This window comes from Stenotrophomonas nitritireducens (assembly GCF_001700965.1).
GTDB lineage: Bacteria > Pseudomonadota > Gammaproteobacteria > Xanthomonadales > Xanthomonadaceae > Stenotrophomonas > Stenotrophomonas nitritireducens_A.
In genome coordinates this window covers 4,260,302-4,280,564 of sequence record NZ_CP016756.1, presented here as the reverse complement: position 1 = coordinate 4,280,564, position 20,263 = coordinate 4,260,302, and the positions used below count along the sequence as shown (strand labels likewise).

Below are 20,263 nucleotides of genomic sequence, written 5' to 3'. Positions count from 1 at the left end.
CGAGGCACTGCCGGAAAACCGACGCCTGCGCTCTGGCACCGCTCTTGCATCTGTCCCGGCATGAGTCCCGAACTTGCCCTCACCGAACTGCGCGGCGGCCTTGTCGCCACGCTGTGGATTGCCGGCCCACTGCTGCTTGTCGTGCTGGTTGTCGGCGTGGTGATCGGCGTCATCCAGGCCGCCACCCAGCTGAATGAGCCGACCATCGCCTTCGTCGCCAAAGCCGCCGCCCTTACCGCAGCGCTGTTTGCGCTGGGCAGCCTGCTGCTCGGCCATCTGGTCGAATTCACCATCCTGTTGTTCCAGCGCATTCCGCATCTGATCGGCTAGCGGCATGGACTCGGTCACGCAGACGGTCATCGATGGCCAACAGGCGTTTGCCATCATCGGCAATACCCTGTGGATCATGTTGCGCATCGGCGCGATGCTGATGGCAATGCCCATGCTCGGCACCCGTGCGGTGCCGGCCCGCGTGCGCGCGATGCTGGCCGTGGCCCTGTCCGTGGCGCTGGCGCCGGTATTGCCGCCGGTGCCGGTGTTCACCGGCTTCGACTCGGCCACCGTGCTCAGCATCCTGCGCGAAGTGGCGGTCGGGGTCAGCATCGGCTTCCTGCTGCGGCTGATCTTCGAAGCCGGTGCGATGGCCGGTGAAATGATCGCGCAAAGCACCGGCCTGGCCTTTGCGCAGATGGCCGACCCGATGCGCGGCGGCAGCTCCGGTGTGATCGGGCAATGGTTCTACCTGATGTTCGGCCTGCTGTTTTTCACCAGCAACGGGCATCTGGCACTCATCTCGCTGCTGGTGGACAGCTACAAGGCGCTGCCCATCGGCACCGCCCTGCCCGACCCGCATGCGGTGGCGGCGCTGGCCCCGACCCTGGCCCTGCAGATCTTCCGTGGCGCGCTGTCGCTGGCCCTGCCGCTGGTGGTGGCGATGCTGGCGATCAACCTAGCCTTCGGCGTGCTGGCGCGTGCCGCCCCGGCACTCAATCCCATGCAGCTGGGCCTGCCGATTGCACTGCTGCTGGGGCTATCCCTGCTGACCTTGTTGGCAGGAGAAATGGGGCCGCCGGTGCAACGTCTGTTCAACACCGCCTTTGATACGGCGCGGCAAGTGACAATGTGACGCCCTCCTCAGCTCAATGCTTTCGGTTTCGCATTGCCTGACCCCCCTCTTGCCGGTTTCCTTCTACCCGTGGATAGTCCGCTTACAGTCGGGCGCCGCAGGGGAATGCGGAACCCGTGACGGCATCTCGCTGCCGCAACCGCGGCACGGCAATCTTAGGGAGAGGGTTCGATGCTCGTTGGCAGCTACAACCCGTTGTTTGTCGTGTTGTCCATCCTGGTGGCCATCCTTGCCTCGTTCACGGCACTGGACATGGCCTCGCGGGTCTCGGCCTCGCAACCACGGCGGGGGGCCGCCCGTTGGCTGCTGGGCGGCGGCGTGGCGATGGGCGCCGGGATATGGTCGATGCACTTCGTCGGCATGCTCGCTTTCCGCCTACCCATCCCGTTGGGCTACGACCTGTGGCTGACCCTGGAATCGCTGCTGGTGGCAGTCGCGGCGTCCATTTTCGCCCTGTGGCTGGTGTCACGGCCCACCCTGCCGCACATGCGGCTGGCGCTGGGCGCGTTGCTGATGGGTCTGGGTATCGCCTGGATGCACTACGTCGGCATGTCGGCGCTGAAGATGTCACCGGACATCGACTACGACCCTCTCTGGTTCGCGCTGTCGCTGATCATCGCGGTCGGCGCATCGTGGAGCGCGCTGTATATCGCCTTCCGCCTGCGTACCGTCGAGCATCCCTTGCCACAGCGGCTGGTTGCGGCCGCGGTGATGGGCCTGGCCATTGTCGGCATGCATTACACCGGCATGGCGGCGGCGCGGTTCCCGGCCGGCGCGGTCTGCACGGCGGCCTCCAGCGGCGGCGTCCCCACCGAATGGCTGGCGGCCTGCGTGGTGCTGCTGACCGTCGGCGTGATGGCGGTGGTGTTGACCATCTCGCTGTTCGAGCAGCGCATGCAGGCGCGGCTGCTGCACCTGCGCAACTCGATGCTGTCGGCCTCGCTGGACGATGCCCGCAAGGAACTGTTCCATGCCAGCCTGCACGATTCACTGACCCGCCTGCCCAACCGCCAGCTCGCACATGAGCGCATCGAGCAGATGCTGCAGGAAAGGCCGGCATTCACAGTGATGGTGGTCGACCTGGACGGCTTCCGCCTGATCAATGGCACCTTCGGCGCGCAGACCGGCGATGCGGCGCTGGTGGACGTCAGCGAGCGCCTGCGCCAACTGCTGCCAGCCGAAGACCTGGTGGGCCGCCTGGGTGGCGACCAGTTCGTCATTGCCAGCCCCCTGGCGCAGCCGGACGAACATGATGCCCTGGCCGAGCGCATCATCCTGGCGGTCAACTCGGTGCGGGCCACCGGCCGTGACCTGCGCATCACCGCCAGCCTGGGTTTGGCCCGGTACCCGCAACATGGCAACACCGCCGCGCAATTGATCGCCATGGCTGAAACCGCCATGGCCTATTCCCGGCAATCCGGCCGCAACAACCACGCCGTGTTCGCCGACTGGATGAACGACAACGTCGAGCAGGACCGGCGCCTGCTCGACGACCTGCGCAAGGCGCTGGGTACCGGGCAGCTGTCACTGCACTACCAGCCGCGCGTGCATGCCCACAGCGGCCGCATCAGCGGGGCCGAGGCGTTGATCCGCTGGCGCCACCCTGAACACGGCTATATTCCGGCCGAACGCATCATCCGCCTTACCGAGCAAAGCGAGCTGATGGAGACCGTCGGCAACTGGGTCCTGGGCGAGGCGTGCCGGCAGATGCGCAGTTGGCAGGATGCCGGCAACAACGAATGGCGGGTATCGGTCAACCTGTCCGGCCGGCAGCTGGGCTCGCCCAAGTTGCTGGAGGACGTGCGGGCGGCGTTGGATAGCAACGACCTGGAGCCTTCGCGGCTGATCCTGGAAATCAGCGAAACCGCGGTGATGCGCGATACCGAAAACACCATTGCGGTGCTGCGCGGCATCGCCGGGCTGGGAGTGGGCATCTCGATCGATGATTTCGGCACCGGCGTGTCCAGCCTGTTGCACCTGAAGCGACTGCCGGCGACCGAGATCAAGATCGGCCGGGCCTTCGTGATGTCGCTGGAGGACAGCGACGAGGACGTGGTGATCGTCTCGGCCATCGTCGCGTTGGGCCATGCGCTGAATCTGGAGGTGGTTGCCGAGGGCATCGAGACCCAGGGCCAACGCTCCTACGTGGAGCGTCTGGGCTGTGACCATCTGCAGGGCTATCTGTTGGGCCGCCCGGTCAGCGCAGAGAATTTCATGCGCCTGCACGGCGGCGACGTCCAGCACGCGGCAATGGAAGCACGGCTGGCCTCGTTCCAGGCCAGCCCCGAGTAGAGCCCCGTAGTGCCGAGCCACGCTCGGCAGGGGCATTCCCGGTAAAGCCCAATCTGTAGTGCCGAGCCATGCTCGGCAAGGGCTTTATCGGCAAAGCCCCTTGCCGAGCATGGCTCGGCACTACCCAAACCCTGGTTTGGAATGATTTTTGCACGGCCCTGGAAGAACCCTTCTTCCATGCCAGGCAATGTCAGAAAACGAACAGGCCGGGGAAAAAACCGAACTCCCCACCGAAAAACGCCTGCGCGAAGCCCGCGAGCAAGGCAACATCCCGCGTTCACGCGAGCTGGCCACCGCTGCTGTCTTCGTCGCCGCGGTGCTGGCGCTGTATGCGATGTCTGACTCCATGGGCGGTTCGGCACGGCAATGGATGAAGGCCGCGCTTTCGCCCGAACCCGGCCTGCTGGACACCCCGAACGCCCTGTTCGGCCACGCCGGCTGGATGCTGCTGCAGCTGATGCTGGCCTTTACTCCGTTGCTGCTCGTGTGCCTGGCCGCCGGTTTCATCGCCCCGGTGCTGATGGGGGGGCTGCGGTTTTCCAGCAAGGCGATGATGCCGGACTTCAACCGCATGAACCCGATGAGCGGGATCAAGCGCCTGGTCGGCCCCGAGGCCTTGGCCGAGCTGGTCAAATCGCTGCTGCGCGTGGTCTTTGTGGGCACTGCCGCCGGCCTGTGCATCTGGCACGGTGTGGATGCCCTGCGCGGGCTACTGCATCTGCCGCTGGAAAGCGCCATCGGCCGCGGCCTGGGTTTCACCCTCAAGCTCCTGCTGGCCACCGCCGGCGCCATGGCGCTGCTGGCCGCCATCGATGCGCCGTACCAGAAGTGGAACTGGCTGCGGAAGCTGAAGATGACCCGCGAAGAGCTGCGCCGCGAGATGAAGGAAAGCGAGGGCAGCCCCGAGGTCAAGGGCCGCATCCGGCAGATGCAGATGCAGCTGTCGCAGCGCCGGATGAACGAGGCCGTGCCTACCGCCGACGTGGTCCTGGTCAACCCCACACACTATGCGGTTGCCCTCAAGTACGAGAGCGGGCGCATGAACGCCCCCACGGTGGTCGCCCGCGGTGTCGATGAAATGGCCCTGCGCATCCGCCAGGTGGCCGACGGCAACAAGGTCGCCATCGTCTCGGCACCGCCTTTGGCACGGGCCTTGTATCGGGAAAGCCAACTTGGCAAGGAAATCCCCGTGAGACTGTATTCGGCTGTTGCCCTTGTCCTGTCCTATGTCTACCAGCTGCGCCAATGGCGCACCGGCCCGATGCCGCAGATGGCGTCCATCGATATCGATGAATTCGGCAAGGGAGACGCCCGATGAGCAGCCAGACTTCCGGCTTCTCCGCACGCCGCGCACTGGACATGCTGCGCCACGGGCTGGGCGCGCCGTTGATCGTGCTGGCACTGCTGGCAATGGTGGTGGTGCCCCTGGCCGCGCCGGTGCTGGACGCGCTGTTCACCCTCAACATCGCCATCTCGATGCTGGTGCTGCTGGCCGTGGTGTATGTGCGGCGGCCACTGGATTTCACCATCTTCCCGATCGTGTTGCTGGTCACCACGATGCTGCGGCTGGCGCTGAACGTGGCCTCGACCCGGGTGATCCTGCTCAACGGCCAGAACGGGCATGACGCCGCCGGCAAGGTGATCGCCGCGTTCGGCGAGTTCGTGATCGGTGGCAACTATGCGGTCGGCATCGTGGTGTTCGCCATCCTGACCATCATCAACTTCGTGGTCATCACCAAGGGTGCCGGGCGCGTGTCGGAAGTGACCGCGCGTTTCATCCTGGACGCCATGCCCGGCAAGCAGATGGCGATCGACGCCGACCTCAACGCCGGTTTGCTGACGCGTGAAGAAGCCAAGCTGCGCCGCGAAGAAGTGCGCGAGGAAGCCGACTTCTACGGCGCGATGGACGGCGCCAGCAAGTTCATCCGTGGCGATGCCATCGCCGGCATCCTGATTCTTTTCATCAACATGCTCGGCGGCCTGGCCGTGGGCGTGCTGCAGCATGACATGGCCTTCGGTGACGCTGCCGCCACGTATACGCTGCTGTCGATCGGTGACGGTCTGGTGGCGCAGCTGCCGGCCCTGCTGGTCTCCAGCGCCGTGGCCATGCTGGTCACCCGTGCCTCGCGCTCGCAGGATATGAGCGAGGCGATGATGGGCCAGGTGTTCGGCCAGTACCGCGCACTTGCCATCACCGCCGGCATCATCGGCCTGGTCGGCCTGGTGCCGGGCATGCCCAACCTTGCCTTCCTCAGCCTGGCAGTGATTCTGGGCTTCATTGCCTGGAAACTGTGGAAACGTGAAACCAGCGCTGCTGCCAACGCGGCAGCCAGCGCCACTGCGGCCACCGAAGGCGGCATGAACGCACTGGGCCAGCCGCAACCGGCCCCGACCGCCGAACTGACCTGGGACGAACTGCGGCCGGTGGACCCGTTGGGCCTGGAAGTCGGTTACCGGCTGATTCCGCTGGTGGACAAGACCCAAGGCGGCGAACTGATGGCGCGGATCAAGGGCGTGCGCCGCAAGCTCACCCAGGACATGGGCTTCCTGATCCCGCCGGTGCATATCCGCGACAACCTGGAACTGCCGGCCACCCATTACCGCCTGCTGATCCATGGCGTGCCGGTCAGTACCGCTGACATCCACCCGGATCGCGAGCTCGCACTGGACCCGGGCAGCGCCATGGGCAAGCTTGACGGCATCGCCGGCAAGGACCCGGCGTTCGGCCTGGATGCCACCTGGATCCAGCCGCACCAGCGCGCCCACGCCGAATCGCTGGGTTACACCGTGGTCGACCCGGCTACGGTTGTGGCCACCCATCTGTCGCACCTGATCCGCGAGCACGCGCCGGAACTGCTGGGCCACGAGGAAGTGCAGCAGCTGCTGGCCACCCTGGCCAAGAGCGCGCCCAAGCTGGCCGAAGACCTCTCGCCCAAGGCATTGCCGCTGTCCACCGTGGCGCGCGTGCTGCAGAACCTGCTGGTCGAACGCATCCCGATCCGCCAGCTGCGCAAGATCGCCGAGGCGCTGGTCGAAGCCGCACCAGTCACTCAGGATCCGGCCGCGCTCACCGCCGCAGTACGCAACACCCTGGGCCGCTTCATCGTGCAGGAAATCGCCGGCTCCTCGCCGGAGCTGCCGGTGTTCACCCTCAACCCGCAATTGGAACGGGTCTTGCAGGAGTCAACACAAGGCAATGGTGCCGCACTGGAACCCGGTCTCGCCGAACGCCTCCACCAGAGTCTTGCCGAATGTGTCGGCAAGCAGGAGGCCCGCAACGAGCCTGCGGTTGTGCTGGTACCGGCCCCGGTCCGCGCCGCGCTGGCGCGCCTGGTCCGCCACAGCGTTCCCTCGCTGTCGGTCCTGGCCTACAGCGAAGTGCCGGAAGACAAACGCCTGAAGCTGGTCGGCACGATCAGCTGAGGCACGCCGAAAACCGACGCCGGCCGCCCAGCCGGCGACGGAAACCAGACACCAGCTGCAGCCCGCACCCATTCCGCAAGAAGGAGCCCGCCACGCCATGTATGACATCGCCAACGCCCCTCCTTCACCGCAACCCCACTCCCGGTACCAAAGCATGAAGATCAAACGTTTCGTCGCCGCTGACATGCGCACCGCCATGAACCTCGTGCGCAAAGAACACGGTCCCGATGCCGTGATCCTGTCCAATCGACGGATCGAGGAAGGTGTCGAGATCGTGGCGGCCGCACACTACGACGAAACCGCGGTACAGCAGGCATTGGAAGCGACCCGCCCGGCCCCGCCGGCACCGGCCAAGCCGCGCAGTGCCGCCGAAGCCATCATGGCCGCGATGACCCGCCGCAAGACGCCGGAGCCGGAACCGGTCACCGCCACCACCTCGGCCGTCGCCGCACTGGCGCGCTCGGCGGTGGGCGCTACCGGCCGCTCCATCGACAGCAGCGTTGACCTGGCACCGGGCAGCCGCTTCGCCGGCCTGCTGCGCTCGGCTGAGGTTGAACCGGCCGCACCGCGCCAGCCAGCCGTCGCACAGAGCCTGTTTGCCACCCAGCCGGCCAGCGCCGACGAACTGCCGGTGGTGCCGGCATTCCGTCCTGCCGGCAGCGGCGCCGCCATCGCACCGCTTGCGCCGGCACCGGTCGCAGCCAGCACCGCGCAGGCCAGCTTTGCCGACGCCATTGCCGCCGTCACCATCGCACCGCCGGCACCGGTTGAGCGTGCCCGCTTCGTGATCGATCCGCCGCTGCCCGAGCCGACCCGCGCGCCGCCCGTCGCCGCACCGGCCTTGCCGGCTGCGGCCGCGATGCACGCCCCATCCAGCGATGCCCTGGTTGCAGCCGCCGCCGTTGCGCCAGTGGCAGCTCCCGTTACCGTGGTGGAACCCGCCCAGCCGCTGCATGCGACCATGCAGCCTGGCGCGCCGGTTGCGGCAGCTGCCACTGCAGCACTGAGTCCCGTGCCGACCAGTCCGGCCGTGGCCGCCCGCGACAACGAACAACTCAGCCAGCTGCGCCAGGAAGTGGCCGGCATGCGCCACCTGATCGAGCGCGAGATGAACCGCTTCACCGACGAACGCCTGCGTGGCAGCGCGGTGCGCGCCAATGCGCTGGACCTGATGGATGAGTACGGCTTCGACGCCGGCCTCGCCCGCGACGTCGCCACCCAGATTCCGGCCGACATTGATCCCAGCCGTGCCCGCGGCCTGATGCTGGGGCTGATTTCCAAGAAGCTGCCGATTGCCCCGGTCGACCCGATGGAAACCGGTGGCATCATCGCCCTGGTTGGCCCCACCGGCGCCGGCAAGACCACCACCATCGCCAAGCTGGCCTCGCGTTTTGCCGAAGCCCATGCCGCCCGCGACGTAGCCCTGGTCACCACCGATACCCAGCGCATCGGCGCCCGCGAGCAGCTCTACGGCTTTGGCCGCCAGCTCGGCATCGCCGTGCACGAGGCCAACAGCGGCACCGATCTGAACCAGCTGCTGCAGAAACTGGCCGACTACAAGCTGGTGCTGATCGACACCGCCGGCCTGGGCCAGCGCGACCGCGCCCTCACCGCCCAGCTGCAGTGGCTGCGCGCCGCCGGCCAGATCCGCACCCTGCTGGTGCTGCCCGCCAACACCGCCTTCCAGGACATGGACGAAGTGGTGCGCCGCTTCAGCGCCGCCAATCCGCAGGGCGTGGTGCTGACCAAGCTGGACGAGACCGGCCGCTTCGGTTCGGCCCTGTCGGTGGCGGTCGATCACCGCCTGCCGATCACCTGGGTGACCGACGGCCAGGACGTCCCGGAAGACCTTTATCGGGCCTCTGCCGCAAATCTCGTACTTCGCCTTGAAGATTTGCGCCGCGCGGCCGATATGCCCTGCAACCCGGAGTTGAACAATGCAGTCGCGTGAGTACGCCAAGCTGACCAACACCTTCCCGCTGTCGGCGACCCGACACGAACCGGCCGGCCCGGTACGCACCATCGCGGTGACCGGCGGCAAGGGCGGTGTGGGCAAAACCAATGTCTCGGCCAATCTGGCCGTGGCACTGGCGGGCATGGGCAAACGTACGCTGCTGCTGGACGCCGACCTGGGCCTGGCCAACATCGACGTGGTCCTGGGCCTGCAGCCCAAGCACACCCTGGCCGACCTGGTCGCCGGGCGCGCGACGCTGGAAGAAGTCATCATCGAAGGCCCGAACGGCGTGCTGGTGGTGCCGGCCGCGTCCGGCCGCCGGCACATGGCTGAACTTCAGCCGGCCGAGCATGTCGGCCTGGTCAATGTGTTCTCCGAGCTCGAGCGCGACCTCGACGTGATGATCATCGACACCGCCGCCGGCATCACCGACAGCGTGTTGACGTTCTGCCAGGCCGCGCAGGACACCGTGGTGGTGGTCTGTGACGAGCCGGCCTCCATCACCGACGCCTACGCACTGATCAAGGTGCTCTCGCGCGAGCGCGGCGTGGACCGCATCCAGGTCGTGGCCAACATGGTCCGCGACCCGAACGAAGGCCGCGCCCTGTACGAAAAGCTGGTGCGGGTCTGCGAGAAATTCCTGATCGATGTCTCGCTGAACTACCTGGGCTGCGTGCCACAGGACGACTGGCTGCGGCTGTCGGTGCAGCGCCAGCAGCCGGTGGTCAAGCTCTACCCTTCCGCGCCAGCCTCGCTGGCCATCAACGAAATCGCCCGTCGCACCGCGCGCTGGCAAGCCCCAACCGCCCCGCGCGGCGGCGTTGAGTTCTTCCTGGAACGCATCATCCAGCAGAAGGTGAAGGCATGAACAATGCAGCCGCCCAATACCGGGAGGTCCAGCGCAGCGCGGCCAACGACTGCATCGCCCGCCACGCCGACCTGGTCCGCCGCATCGCCCACCACCTGGCCGCGCGCCTGCCGGCCAGCGTCGAGGTCGACGACCTGATCCAGGCCGGCATGATGGGCCTGATCGAAGCCTCGCGCAGCTACGACGCCGAACAGGGCGCCTCGTTCGAAACCTATGCCTCGATCCGCATCCGCGGCTCGATGATCGATGAGATCCGCCGTGGCGACTGGGTGCCGCGCTCGGTGCACCGCCGTGCCCGTGACGCTGCTGCCACCATCCGCCGCCTGGAGCAGAGCACCGGTCGTTCGGCCAGCGCCAGCGAAGTGGCTGAAGCAATGGAGCTGCCGCTGCCTGATTACATGCGGCTGGTCGAAGACGCCTCGCGCGGCCAGGTGCTGAGCCTGGAGTCGCGCATCGAAGACCAGGGCGAACTGGATACCCCGACCACAGGCGGCCCCAATCCGCAGCAGGTGTTGGAGCGCAGCCAGTTCGGTGCCGAGCTGGGCAAGGCCATCGGCCAGCTGCCCGAGCGCGAACAGCTGGTGCTGTCGCTGTACTACGAGCAGGAATTGAACCTGAAGGAAATCGGCGCGGTATTGGGCGTAAGCGAATCCCGCGTCTGTCAGATCCACGGCCAAGCCATGCTGCGCCTGCGCGGGCGGCTGAAGATTTTCGAGGCGGCCGACGCCGGCCTCGAGGAACCATGAAGAGGAAAGTCTTTTGAACAAGAACATGCGCATCCTGATCGTTGACGACTTCTCGACGATGCGTCGCATCGTCAAGAACCTGCTCGGCGACCTGGGCTTCACCAATACCGCCGAAGCCGAGGACGGGCATGCCGCGCTGTCGCTGCTGCAGAGCCAGTCCTTCGATTTCGTGGTCACCGACTGGAACATGCCGGTGATGACCGGCATCGAGCTGCTCAAGGCGATCCGCAACGACGCCAAGCTCAAGACCCTGCCGGTATTGATGGTCACCGCTGAAGCCAAGCGCGAGCAGATCATCGAGGCCGCACAGAGCGGCGTGAACGGCTACATCATCAAACCGTTCACCGCACAGACGCTGGAAGAAAAGCTCGGCAAGATTTTCGAACGCCTGGCAGCGAGCGCCTGATGGACGGCCTCGGGGAAGCCCTGAACGACAAATCGGCCCTGGTGCAACGCCTGCAGGACGCACTTGCCGCACTGGAAAGCGGTGACGAGCCCGGCTGGCGCCGGGAAATCGACGCGCTGGCCGCCTTGCGCACCCAGCCGATGATGTCCGGCCTGGGCCGGCTTGCGCGCGAGTTGGGCCAGGCACTGGGCGAACTGCCCAGCGTGCCCAGTGAAGCCGGCGAGCTGGACGACGCCTGCGCGCGCCTGGACCACGTGGTGGAAATGACCGAGCAGGCCACCCACCGCACCCTGGACCTGGCCGAGGAATGCCGTGCGCTGACCGAACGCCTGCGTGCCGACGGGCTCAATGCCGATCAGGGCGAAATCCTCGAACGCATCCGCCACAACCTCACCGAGGTAGCACTGACCCAGAGCTACCAGGACCTGACCGGGCAGATCATCCGTCGCGTGGTCGGCATCGTCCGCCGCGTGCATGAAGGTTTTGGTGCGCTCGGTCTGCCGCCCCCGGAAGAAGACGCCCGCAACCAGGGCTTGGCCGGCCCAGCCGTCAACGGTCTGGACCGCCATGCCGTCTCGCAGGTCGATGCCGACGACCTGCTCTCGGACCTGGGGCTGTAAGCCATGAGTGCTTTTGCCGACGACATCGCCGCCGACTTCATCCTCGAAGCGCAGGAGATCCTGGATCGCCTCGGCGAGCAGCTGGTGACGCTGGAACAGGCGCCCCACGATAGCGAGCAGCTCAACGCCGTGTTCCGCGGCTTCCACACACTCAAAGGTGGCGCCGGTTTTCTGGCGATCCATCCGATGGTGGAGCTGTGCCACGCCGCCGAGGAAACCCTGGGCATGGCCCGCGCCGGCAAGGCCGAACTGCTGGCGCATCATTTCGATGCCGCCCAGCAATCGCTGGACTGGCTGCAGGCCATGCTCGATGCGGTGTCCTCCGGCACCGATCCGGAGCATGCACCGGCCGCGCTGATCGCACAGTTCGATGTCGGCAACGCGCCGGTGGTGGCAGCCGCCCCGGTTGCCGCCGCAGCCAGCGACAGCGAGCTGATCAGCGAAGACGAATTCGAAGCGTTGCTCAATGAACTGCATGGCAGCGGCACGCCCGGCGCCCAGCCCATCACGGCCAAGGCCGACGACGGGCTGATCGACGAAGACGAATTTGAAGCACTGCTCGACAAGCTTCACGGCGGTGCCGCACCTGGCGCCGTCGCCTTGCAGGCCGCGCCTGCTGTAACCCCCGCGCCCGCGCCGATAGCAGCGCCACCGCGCGCTGCTGTCCCGGCTCGCCCTGCTGCGGCGGCCGCCAAACCAGCAGCTGCCAAAGCCGCCGAGCCCGAGCACACCGTACGCGTCGACACCAAACGCCTGGACGCCATCGTCAACCTGATCGGCGAGCTGGTGCTGGCGCGCAATCGGCTAAAGACCCTGCGCACCCGCCTGAAGGACGAGGAACTGGACCGCGCTGTGTCCACCCTGGATATCGCCACCGCACGCCTGCAGTCGGCGGTCATGCGTACCCGCATGCAACCGGTCGGCAAGGTGTTCTCGCGCTTTCCGAAGGTCGCCCGCGATGTCGCCCGCTCGCTGCAGAAAGAGGTCGACCTGGAATTGATCGGCGCCGATACCGAGCTGGACCGCAACCTGGTCGAAGCGCTGGCCGACCCGCTGGTGCACCTGGTGCGCAATGCCATCGACCATGGCGTGGAATCGCCTGAGCTGCGCGAAGCACAGGGCAAGCCCCGGATGGGCCGGGTGCGCCTGTCCGCACAGCAGGAAGGCGACTACGTCAGTATCGAAGTACAGGACGATGGCGCCGGCATCGATCCGGAGCGCCTGCGCGCCAAGGCCCGCGACAAGGGCCTGATCGATCCCGAAGCCGCCGCCCGCCTGACCAGCGAAGAATGCCTGCACCTGGTGTTCCTGCCCGGTTTTTCGACCAAGCAGGAAGTCACCGACATCTCCGGCCGTGGCGTCGGCATGGACGTGGTGCAGTCACGCATCCGCGAACTCAGCGGCCAGATCCAGATCCAATCGGAACTGGGCCGTGGCAGTCGCTTCCTGATCCGCGTGCCGCTGACCCTGGCGATCCTGCCCACCCTGCTGGTGCAGGCCGGCGAGGATGTCTACGCCCTGCCGCTGGCCCGGGTAATGGAAGTGCTGCATGCGCCGGCCACCTCATTGGGCTGGTTCGACGGCCGCGCCGTGCTGGACCGCAAATCCCACACCCTGGCATTGCTGGACCTGCGCCAGTGGCTGGGGGTCAGCCCGGCACCTTCGACGCTGCTCACCATCGTCGTGCTGCAGATGGGCGAGGCCCGTTTCGGGCTGGTGGTGGACCAGGTACGTGGCCGCGAGGAAGTGGTGATCAAACCGCTGCCACGCGCGCTGCGCGGACTCAACGGCTATGCCGGCGCCACCCTGATCGGTGACGGCCGCATGGCCTTGATCCTGGACGTGGATGGGCTGCGCGGGGGGCAAGGGTGAGCGATGCAGACGCAAGCCGTCCGCAACCCCTGCAATCTCGCAATCCAACTGGGGCCACGATCCCGACTGTCCCCTCTCCCGCCTGCGGGAGAGGGCGCCCCGCGAAGACGGGGCGGGTGAGGGGCGCTTTTAGTTTCTAAAGCTTGAAGCTGCCCTCACCCCAACCCCTCTCCCGCTGCCGCAGGAGAGGGGCTTAAGCAAAGCCTCGCCGATTCAAGACTGCTCCAACACCGCCCTCACCCCAACCCCTCTCCCGCGTGCGGGAGAGGGGCTCAAGCAAAGCCCCCGATTCAAGACCGCTCCAACCAGGCCGATATACGCACCATGGACCGACTCAGCATCATTGGACTTTTCCTCGCCCTCGCCTCGCTGGTGGGTGGCAGCATCCTCAAAGGCGCCGGCCTGTCCTCGCTGTGGTCACCGGCTGCGTTCGTGATTGTGATCATCGGCACCCTGGCGGCCATCCTGCTGCACACCTCGCCGGCGGTGTTCAAACACGCCTTCAAGATCGTGCGCTGGGTGATCCGCCCGCCGGCCAGCGACCCCCGCGCGCTGGTGCAGCAGATCGTGGACTGGAGCAACATCGCCCGCCGCCAGGGCCTGCTTGGCCTGGAGCCGCAGGTTGAGCTGCAGGACGACCCGTTCATCCGCAAGGGCCTGCAACTGGTGGTTGACGGCGTTGAGCCGGACACCATCCGGCACATGCTCGAAATCGAACTGGGCAGCCAGGAACAACAGGATCTGGCCGCCACCAAGGTGTTCGAAGGCATGGGCATCTACGCCCCTACCCTGGGCATCATCGGCGCCGTGCTCGGCCTGATCGCGGTGATGAAGAACCTCGCCGATCCGAGCAAGCTCGGCCACGGCATCGCTGCCGCATTCACCGCCACCATCTACGGCATCGCCTCGGCCAACCTGCTGTTCCTGCCGGTGTCGGCCAAGCTCAAGGGCGTGATTGCCAGCAGCTGCCGCGAACGCGAAATGATCATCGAAGGCCTGATCGCCATTGCCCAGGGCGAGAACCCGCGCAATATCGAAAACAGCCTGGCCGGCTTCGTGAACTGAACCATGGCCCGTCGCAGGCACCACGAAGAGCACGCCAACCACGAAGCATGGGCCATTCCCTATGCCGACCTGATGACGCTGCTGCTTGCGTTTTTCGTGGTGATGTACGCCATTTCGTCCTTGAACGAAGGCAAGTACCGGGTGATGGCCGATGCCCTGACCACTGCCTTCGGTGGCGCTCCGCGCACCATCAGCCAGGTCCAGGTCGGCAACCAGCAGGTGCAGGGTGGCGGCTTCGATTCGCCTTCGGTGATCCGCGCGCCCAGCATGACCGGCGGCGCGCTCGCAGACCCCACCCAGCTGCCATCGATGGCCTCGCATATGCGCATGCCGGTCTCGGCGCACAACCAGGACCAGCTGCAGCGCGCCGAGCGCCAGCTCAACCAGATCGCCGACCGGCTCAGCAAATCCTTGGCACCGCTGGTCAAGCAGGGCGTCATCAGCGTGCGCCGCACCGAGTTGTGGATCGAGGTCGAGATCAACAGCGACATCCTGTTCGGCACCGGCTCGGCGGCACTGGATGCGAGCGCCCGCACGACCCTGGGCACACTGGCCGATGTTCTGCTCGATGCCCCCAACGGCGTCCGCGTGGAAGGCCATACCGACAACCTGCCGATCGCGACCGCGCAGTTCCCGTCCAATTGGGAACTGTCGGCGGCACGCGCGGCCAGCGTGGTGCACCTGTTCGCCGACCACGGCGTGCAGCCGCAACGGCTGGCCATGGTCGGCTACGGCCAGTTCCGCCCCCGCGACAGCAACGACGCGCCCGAAGGGCGCAACCGCAACCGGCGGGTGATGGTGATCATCCTCGCCGATTCGGCAGCAGCAGCCGATCTGCCTGCCGCCGGCAACACAACAGCCAGTACCAGCGGCGGTGACGACAGTGGCGGCGCACCCGCCGCAGCGGCCGTCCGCAGCGCAGTACCGGCGGTCATTGAAGGAGTCCACTGATGCGCATCTGGGCCATTGCCAACCAAAAAGGCGGCGTCGGCAAAACCACCACCACCCTGTCGCTGGGGCGCGGCCTGGCCGCGCGCGGCCACAAGGTGCTGCTGATCGACCTGGACCCCCATTCCTCCTTGACCCGCGCCTTCGGCGTGCCCATCGAGCCGGTGCCGCAGGGCGTGCAGGAGCTGTTCGCCGCACCACCGCATGAAATCAGCGCACTGGCCCGGCACAGCGACATCCCCGGCCTGGACTATCTCTGCGCGCAGGCCTCGCTGGCCACGCTGGAAAGGCGCAGCGCCAACCAGCCGGGCCTGGGCCTGGCCCTGCAGCAGGCGCTGCAGCGACACGGCGAACAACACGACTACATCCTGCTCGACTGCGCGCCGACGCTGGGCCTGCTGATGATCAATGCATTGGCGGCAGCCGATCGCCTGATCATTCCAACCCAGGCCGAGCCACTGGCCCTGCACGGCCTGGACGGCATGGTCCGCACCGGCGAGATGGTGGAGCGCTCGCGCAAGCGCGCCCTGCCGATCTCGGTGCTGCCGACCCTGTTCGACCGCCGCACCCGCGCCGGCAACGAAACCCTCAAGCTGATGCAGGACCGGCACGGGGAGCGCGTCTGGGAAGATGCGATTCCAATCGACACCCGCATCTGCAATCCCACCGCCTTGACCGTACCGCTGCTTGGCGATGATTACCCCGGGCGTGGCATGGCCGCCTACCGTCGCGCGCTGGAATGGCTGCTGCTCAACGAGGCCGCGCAGCTGGAGCGCGCCGCATGAGCAACGACGTACTGGACGACTATCTGGGCGAACTGCTGCTCGAAGCGGTGCCAGACCCTGTGGCCGTCGCACCTGCCGTGGCCGCGAAACCCTCAGCAGCTGCAGCACCCGGTGACAGCGCCGAGCTGGAAGCGGTGTTCGAAGCTGCCCTGGCCGAAGCGCAAGCCAAGGCCGCTGCGGCACCGCAGCCGCCACCCAGCATGCCCGGAGACAGTGCCGCCCTGCAGGCTGCATTCGACGATGCAATGGCCGCCACCAATGCTGCCAACGCCAGCCGCGCGCCCACCTGGGACGACCTGCCGGACGAAGTCATCTACGAAACCGGCCCGGCTGAAAGCCGCAAGCTTGCCCACAGCGACAGCGCCAGCCTGCAGGCCGCGTTTGCGACCGCCGCCGGCCTGCCAGCGCCACCGCCTGCGCCGCCGCGCAGCACACCCAACGTACGCGCCCTGGACACGCCGGCCGCAGACGCGCGCCCCAGCACCTGGCAGGAACTGCAGGCACAGGCGCAGCGCCCGGCCAGCAGCCCGCAGCACCGCCGCGCCGCCGAGCGCAGTTCGCGCTGGCTGCGCCTGCGCTGCGGCCAGCAGACCTATGCGCTGGAACTGCTGAAGGTGCAGGAAGTGGTGCTGCCGGTGCCCTTGCTGGCATTGCGCGGCACCGGCCCGGCGATGCTGGGCATCATGAACCTGCGCGGCCAGGTGGTGCCGGTGATGGACCTGTGCCGACATCTGGAGGTGCACAGCGCCCCGGAGGACGCGCAGACCCGGATCGTCGTGCTGGAAGAAAACGGCGAAACCCTGGGCCTGCGCGTATCAGCGGTAGAAGACGTGGCCAACCTCAACGACTCGCAGATCGAGCCACCGGACACCGCACGCATCTGCCAGATTTCAAACGAGCTGTTCCGCGGCATCGCCCGCGTCGGCCAGCAACCGATGATCCTGCTCGACGCGGACCGCCTGCTGCGCTGAGTGCCGCTTCGCCTGCTTGCCAGATGCAGCTTGGGCGGGCTGTTGCTCCAAGCCTCCTCCCTTTTGCGAAGCAAAGGGGAGAATTGAGGGGTGCTGTTGCTGTTGCTGTTGCTGTTGCTGTCGCTGTCGCTGTCGCTCCAAACCTCCTCCCTTTCGCGCAGCGAAGGGGAGGAATGAGGAGGGGTGCTGTTGCTGTTGCTGTTGCTCCAAGCCTCTCCCTTTTGCGAAGCAAAGCGGAGCAGGCAAAGGTAGTGCCGAGCCATGCTCGGCAGAAGCTTTACCGGTAAGGCCCCAGCCGAGCATGGCTCGGCTCTACACAGTCAAAAGCTATCCCTCCCCAACCCTCCCCTTCGCTGCGCGAAAGGGAGGGGGTAAAGCCAAAACCGTGCGCCGGTTAACACTATCTGCTGCAGCGCATCGCAGCCCTAAAGATCGCAGGCCTATCGCCGCTATCTCTCCCAGTAACGTTTGTTCGGAGCAATGATGAGCACTGTGGCCCTGGCGCAGGATCTCGGCATCGAGTCCACCAGCGAGTTGAAACAACAACTGGCAACCCACCTGCCGCAGGCCGGTGAGCTGCGCGTGGATGCTGGCCAGGTAGGCCGTGTGCACACCGCCGCGATGCAGGTGCTGTGCGCCTTTGTGCTGGCGCGCCAGCAGGCCGGCCATGGCACCGTCTTTGACAACGCTACCGATACCTTCCGTGACGCCGCGCGCCTGCTCGGTGTCCTCCGGACCCTGGGTCTGGAAGCAACCCCTGACACAACGAAATCTGTGGAGAACGCTGCATGAGCGCACGAATCTTGGTGGTGGACGACTCGGCGTCAATGCGCCAGATGGTCTCTTTCGCCCTCACCTCAGCCGGCTTTTCGGTTGAAGAAGCCGAGGACGGCGCCGTCGCCCTGGGCCGCGCCAAGGGCCAGCGTTTCAACGCCGTGGTCACCGACGTCAACATGCCCAACATGGACGGCATCGCGCTGATCCGCGAGCTGCGCCAGCTGCCGGACTACAAGTTCACGCCAATGCTGATGCTGACCACCGAGTCGGCCGCCGACAAGAAATCCGAAGGCAAGGCCGCCGGTGCCACCGGTTGGCTGGTCAAGCCGTTCAATCCCGAACAGCTGATTGCCACCGTACAGAAAGTCCTGGGCTGATCAGCCCACCTGCCCTACCGATCGGATACCGCGCCAATGAGCATGGACCTGCAGCGTTTCCACGCCACCTTCTTCGAAGAAAGCCGCGAAGGGCTGGATGCAATGGAGGCCGGCCTGCTGGCACTGGAAGACGGCCAGCACGACCCCGAAGTCATCAACTCGGTGTTCCGTGCCGCGCACTCCATCAAGGGCGGTGCCGGCACTTTTGGCTTTGATGCCATCGCCGCACTTACCCACGTGCTGGAAACGCTGCTGGACGAACTGCGTGCCGGCAAGCGTGCGCTGGAAGGCAACGCCGTCGATGCGATGCTGGGTTCAGTGGATGTGCTGCGCGCCCTGCTGCGTGAAGTCGAGCATGGCCAAGCCGCCGATCCGGCTGCGGTCAAGGCGGTAACCGATCGCCTGCAGGCGGTACTGGCAGGCGACGCCCCGGTGGCAGCCGCTGCCCCCAAACAGGAAGAAACCCCGGACGCATGGCAGATCGGGTTTGCCCCGGCACCGTCATTGTTCATGAGTGGCAACGATCCGCTGCGCATCATCCGCGAGCTGGAAACCCTCGGTTCGCTGCACGTCGAACCGCGCATGGCGCGCCTGCCCAGCTTCGACCAGCTCGATCCGCTGGAAGCCTATCTGGCCTGGGATCTGGGCCTGGTCGGCAAGGTGCCGCGCAGCCGGATCGAAGACACTTTCGCCTGGGTGGTGGACGACTGCGAACTGGACATCCGTCCGGCCGCACCGCCGAGTCTCGCCGTTGAGGCCCCTGTGGCAACGCCAGTCGTCAACAACGAGGCTGCCGCCAAGGCACCGGCCAGCGCGCAGCAGCATGAAGCGGAAAGCTCGATCCGGGTCAGCGTCGACAAGGTCGACGCACTGATCAATCTGGTAGGTGAACTCGTCATTACCCAGGCCATGCTCAAGCAGGTTTCCGGCGGGCTGGATCCGGTTCATGCCGAACAGCTGTTTGCCGGACTGGACCTGCTTGAACGCAATACCCGCGACCTGCAGGAAGCCGTCATCGGCGTGCGCATGCTGCCGGTGGATGCGGTGTTCCGCCGCTTCCCGCGCTTGGTACGTGACCTGTCCAGCCGCCTGGGCAAGCAGGTGCGCCTGCGCACCATCGGCGAAGGCACCGAGCTGGACAAGGGCCTGATCGAGAAGATTGCCGATCCGCTGGTGCATCTGGTCCGCAACTCCATCGACCACGGGCTGGAAATGCCGGACGTACGTCGCGAGGCCGGCAAGGACGAAACCGGCACCATCACCCTGGCCGCGTCACACCAGGGCGGGCACATCGTCATTGAGGTCAGCGACGACGGCCGTGGCCTGAACCGCGACAAGATCCTGTCCAAGGCACTGGAACGCGGCTTGAGCGTGCCGGACAACCCCACCGACGCCCAGGTCTGGGATCTTATTTTCCAACCCGGCTTCTCCACCGCCGATGCCGTCACCGATCTGTCCGGCCGCGGCGTGGGCATGGACGTGGTCCGCCGCAACATCCAGGCGCTGGGTGGCGAAGTGCAGCTGGAAAGCCGTACCGGCGCAGGCACCCGCGTGCTGATCCGGCTGCCACTGACGCTGGCCATCCTGGATGGCATGACCGTCTCCATCGCCGGCGAAACCCTGATCCTGCCGCTGGCCTACGTGCTTGAAGCACTGCAGCCGCAGCCCGAGGACATCCGCACCATGGCCGGCGAAGGCCGCGTGTTGCGGGTGCGTGGCGAGTACCTGCCGATCCTGTCGCTGGGCCAGTACTACGGCTACCCCGACAACCCGCAGGCCGAGCCGCTGGTGGTCGTGGTCGAAGGCGATGGCCAGAAGATCGCGCTGGAAGTGGACGAGCTGATCGGCCAGCAACAGGTCGTGGTCAAGAACATCGAAAACAACTACCGGCGCATCAGCGGCGTTTCCGGTGCCACCATCCTCGGCGATGGCCGGGTGGCGCTGATCGTCGATATCGGCGGTTTGGTGCGCTCCCTGCGCACCCAGCAAGCCGCCTGATCCCCCGCACAGCAGCACCTTGACGCCGCTCGCCC

The 20,263-nt window shown here is 66.5% G+C and carries 18 protein-coding genes; all 18 read left to right on the top strand.

From position 1 onward, the window contains the following. The first annotated feature begins 60 nt into the window (after positions 1-60). Positions 61-330, top strand: coding sequence for a flagellar biosynthetic protein FliQ (locus tag BCV67_RS18280; RefSeq protein ID WP_062167729.1), 270 nt, complete (start codon positions 61-63; stop codon positions 328-330). A gap of 4 nt (positions 331-334) precedes the next feature. Continuing rightward, the gene (gene fliR, locus BCV67_RS18275) at positions 335-1,126 is read left to right on the top strand and encodes a flagellar biosynthetic protein FliR (protein WP_062167730.1); all 792 of its coding nucleotides are present in this window, start codon (positions 335-337) and stop codon (positions 1,124-1,126) included. Positions 1,127-1,297: 171 nt separating this feature from the next. Next, positions 1,298-3,418 (top strand): putative bifunctional diguanylate cyclase/phosphodiesterase, encoded by a 2,121-nt coding sequence (locus tag BCV67_RS18270; protein ID WP_062167731.1) that lies wholly within the window; start codon positions 1,298-1,300, stop codon positions 3,416-3,418. Positions 3,419-3,605: 187 nt separating this feature from the next. Further along, positions 3,606-4,736, top strand: coding sequence for a flagellar biosynthesis protein FlhB (gene flhB / locus BCV67_RS18265; protein WP_062167732.1), 1,131 nt, complete (start codon positions 3,606-3,608; stop codon positions 4,734-4,736). Next, positions 4,733-6,841 carry a flagellar biosynthesis protein FlhA gene (flhA, locus tag BCV67_RS18260; protein WP_062167734.1) on the top strand — a complete coding sequence of 703 codons (2,109 nt, stop codon included), beginning with the start codon at positions 4,733-4,735 and terminating at the stop codon, positions 6,839-6,841. The genes flhB and flhA overlap by 4 nt, the downstream gene beginning before the upstream one ends. Before the next feature lie 154 nt (positions 6,842-6,995). After that, a complete protein-coding gene (gene flhF / locus BCV67_RS18255; RefSeq protein WP_062167735.1) occupies positions 6,996-8,792 on the top strand; it encodes a flagellar biosynthesis protein FlhF in 1,797 nt (598 codons plus the stop codon). After that, positions 8,779-9,663, top strand: coding sequence for a MinD/ParA family ATP-binding protein (locus BCV67_RS18250; RefSeq protein WP_057628672.1), 885 nt, complete (start codon positions 8,779-8,781; stop codon positions 9,661-9,663). Before flhF ends, BCV67_RS18250 begins: the two co-directional genes overlap by 14 nt. Continuing rightward, positions 9,660-10,409 carry an RNA polymerase sigma factor FliA gene (locus BCV67_RS18245; protein ID WP_062167736.1) on the top strand — a complete coding sequence of 250 codons (750 nt, stop codon included), beginning with the start codon at positions 9,660-9,662 and terminating at the stop codon, positions 10,407-10,409. The genes BCV67_RS18250 and BCV67_RS18245 overlap by 4 nt, the downstream gene beginning before the upstream one ends. A 13-nt stretch (positions 10,410-10,422) precedes the next feature. Beyond that, positions 10,423-10,815: a chemotaxis response regulator CheY gene (gene cheY, locus BCV67_RS18240; protein ID WP_057628674.1), complete on the top strand. Its 393-nt coding sequence runs from the start codon at positions 10,423-10,425 to the stop codon at positions 10,813-10,815. Next, positions 10,815-11,435, top strand: a complete 621-nt coding sequence (locus BCV67_RS18235) for a protein phosphatase CheZ (RefSeq protein WP_062167737.1) — start codon at positions 10,815-10,817, stop codon at positions 11,433-11,435. Before cheY ends, BCV67_RS18235 begins: the two co-directional genes overlap by 1 nt. Positions 11,436-11,438: 3 nt before the next feature. Further along, positions 11,439-13,307 (top strand): chemotaxis protein CheA, encoded by a 1,869-nt coding sequence (locus tag BCV67_RS18230; protein ID WP_062167739.1) that lies wholly within the window; start codon positions 11,439-11,441, stop codon positions 13,305-13,307. Between the two features lie 324 nt (positions 13,308-13,631). After that, positions 13,632-14,372 (top strand): flagellar motor protein, encoded by a 741-nt coding sequence (locus BCV67_RS18225; protein ID WP_062167741.1) that lies wholly within the window; start codon positions 13,632-13,634, stop codon positions 14,370-14,372. Between the two features lie 3 nt (positions 14,373-14,375). After that, a complete protein-coding gene (gene motD / locus BCV67_RS18220) occupies positions 14,376-15,323 on the top strand; it encodes a flagellar motor protein MotD (RefSeq protein WP_062167743.1) in 948 nt (315 codons plus the stop codon). Then, the gene (locus BCV67_RS18215) at positions 15,323-16,105 is read left to right on the top strand and encodes a ParA family protein (protein ID WP_062167744.1); all 783 of its coding nucleotides are present in this window, start codon (positions 15,323-15,325) and stop codon (positions 16,103-16,105) included. Before motD ends, BCV67_RS18215 begins: the two co-directional genes overlap by 1 nt. Further along, positions 16,102-17,076 carry a chemotaxis protein CheW gene (locus BCV67_RS18210; protein ID WP_062167745.1) on the top strand — a complete coding sequence of 325 codons (975 nt, stop codon included), beginning with the start codon at positions 16,102-16,104 and terminating at the stop codon, positions 17,074-17,076. The genes BCV67_RS18215 and BCV67_RS18210 overlap by 4 nt, the downstream gene beginning before the upstream one ends. Positions 17,077-17,559: 483 nt before the next feature. Next, positions 17,560-17,868 carry an STAS domain-containing protein gene (locus BCV67_RS18205; protein WP_057628681.1) on the top strand — a complete coding sequence of 103 codons (309 nt, stop codon included), beginning with the start codon at positions 17,560-17,562 and terminating at the stop codon, positions 17,866-17,868. After that, positions 17,865-18,230 (top strand): response regulator, encoded by a 366-nt coding sequence (locus tag BCV67_RS18200; protein ID WP_062167746.1) that lies wholly within the window; start codon positions 17,865-17,867, stop codon positions 18,228-18,230. Before BCV67_RS18205 ends, BCV67_RS18200 begins: the two co-directional genes overlap by 4 nt. A 36-nt stretch (positions 18,231-18,266) precedes the next feature. Continuing rightward, the gene (locus tag BCV67_RS18195) at positions 18,267-20,228 is read left to right on the top strand and encodes a chemotaxis protein CheA (protein WP_062167747.1); all 1,962 of its coding nucleotides are present in this window, start codon (positions 18,267-18,269) and stop codon (positions 20,226-20,228) included. Positions 20,229-20,263: the final 35 nt, after the last annotated feature.

Excerpts from the sequence above, each read along its gene's own strand:
- BCV67_RS18280 (WP_062167729.1), top strand. The coding sequence starts at position 61 with ATGAGTCCCGAACTTGCCCTCACCGAACTGCGCGGCGGCCTTGTCGCC.
- fliR (WP_062167730.1), top strand. The coding sequence starts at position 335 with ATGGACTCGGTCACGCAGACGGTCATCGATGGCCAACAGGCGTTTGCC.
- BCV67_RS18270 (WP_062167731.1), top strand. The coding sequence starts at position 1,298 with ATGCTCGTTGGCAGCTACAACCCGTTGTTTGTCGTGTTGTCCATCCTG.
- flhB (WP_062167732.1), top strand. The coding sequence starts at position 3,606 with ATGTCAGAAAACGAACAGGCCGGGGAAAAAACCGAACTCCCCACCGAA.
- flhA (WP_062167734.1), top strand. The coding sequence starts at position 4,733 with ATGAGCAGCCAGACTTCCGGCTTCTCCGCACGCCGCGCACTGGACATG.
- flhF (WP_062167735.1), top strand. The coding sequence starts at position 6,996 with ATGAAGATCAAACGTTTCGTCGCCGCTGACATGCGCACCGCCATGAAC.
- BCV67_RS18250 (WP_057628672.1), top strand. The coding sequence starts at position 8,779 with ATGCAGTCGCGTGAGTACGCCAAGCTGACCAACACCTTCCCGCTGTCG.
- BCV67_RS18245 (WP_062167736.1), top strand. The coding sequence starts at position 9,660 with ATGAACAATGCAGCCGCCCAATACCGGGAGGTCCAGCGCAGCGCGGCC.
- BCV67_RS18235 (WP_062167737.1), top strand. The coding sequence starts at position 10,815 with ATGGACGGCCTCGGGGAAGCCCTGAACGACAAATCGGCCCTGGTGCAA.
- BCV67_RS18230 (WP_062167739.1), top strand. The coding sequence starts at position 11,439 with ATGAGTGCTTTTGCCGACGACATCGCCGCCGACTTCATCCTCGAAGCG.
- BCV67_RS18225 (WP_062167741.1), top strand. The coding sequence starts at position 13,632 with ATGGACCGACTCAGCATCATTGGACTTTTCCTCGCCCTCGCCTCGCTG.
- motD (WP_062167743.1), top strand. The coding sequence starts at position 14,376 with ATGGCCCGTCGCAGGCACCACGAAGAGCACGCCAACCACGAAGCATGG.
- BCV67_RS18215 (WP_062167744.1), top strand. The coding sequence starts at position 15,323 with ATGCGCATCTGGGCCATTGCCAACCAAAAAGGCGGCGTCGGCAAAACC.
- BCV67_RS18210 (WP_062167745.1), top strand. The coding sequence starts at position 16,102 with ATGAGCAACGACGTACTGGACGACTATCTGGGCGAACTGCTGCTCGAA.
- BCV67_RS18205 (WP_057628681.1), top strand. The coding sequence starts at position 17,560 with ATGAGCACTGTGGCCCTGGCGCAGGATCTCGGCATCGAGTCCACCAGC.
- BCV67_RS18200 (WP_062167746.1), top strand. The coding sequence starts at position 17,865 with ATGAGCGCACGAATCTTGGTGGTGGACGACTCGGCGTCAATGCGCCAG.
- BCV67_RS18195 (WP_062167747.1), top strand. The coding sequence starts at position 18,267 with ATGAGCATGGACCTGCAGCGTTTCCACGCCACCTTCTTCGAAGAAAGC.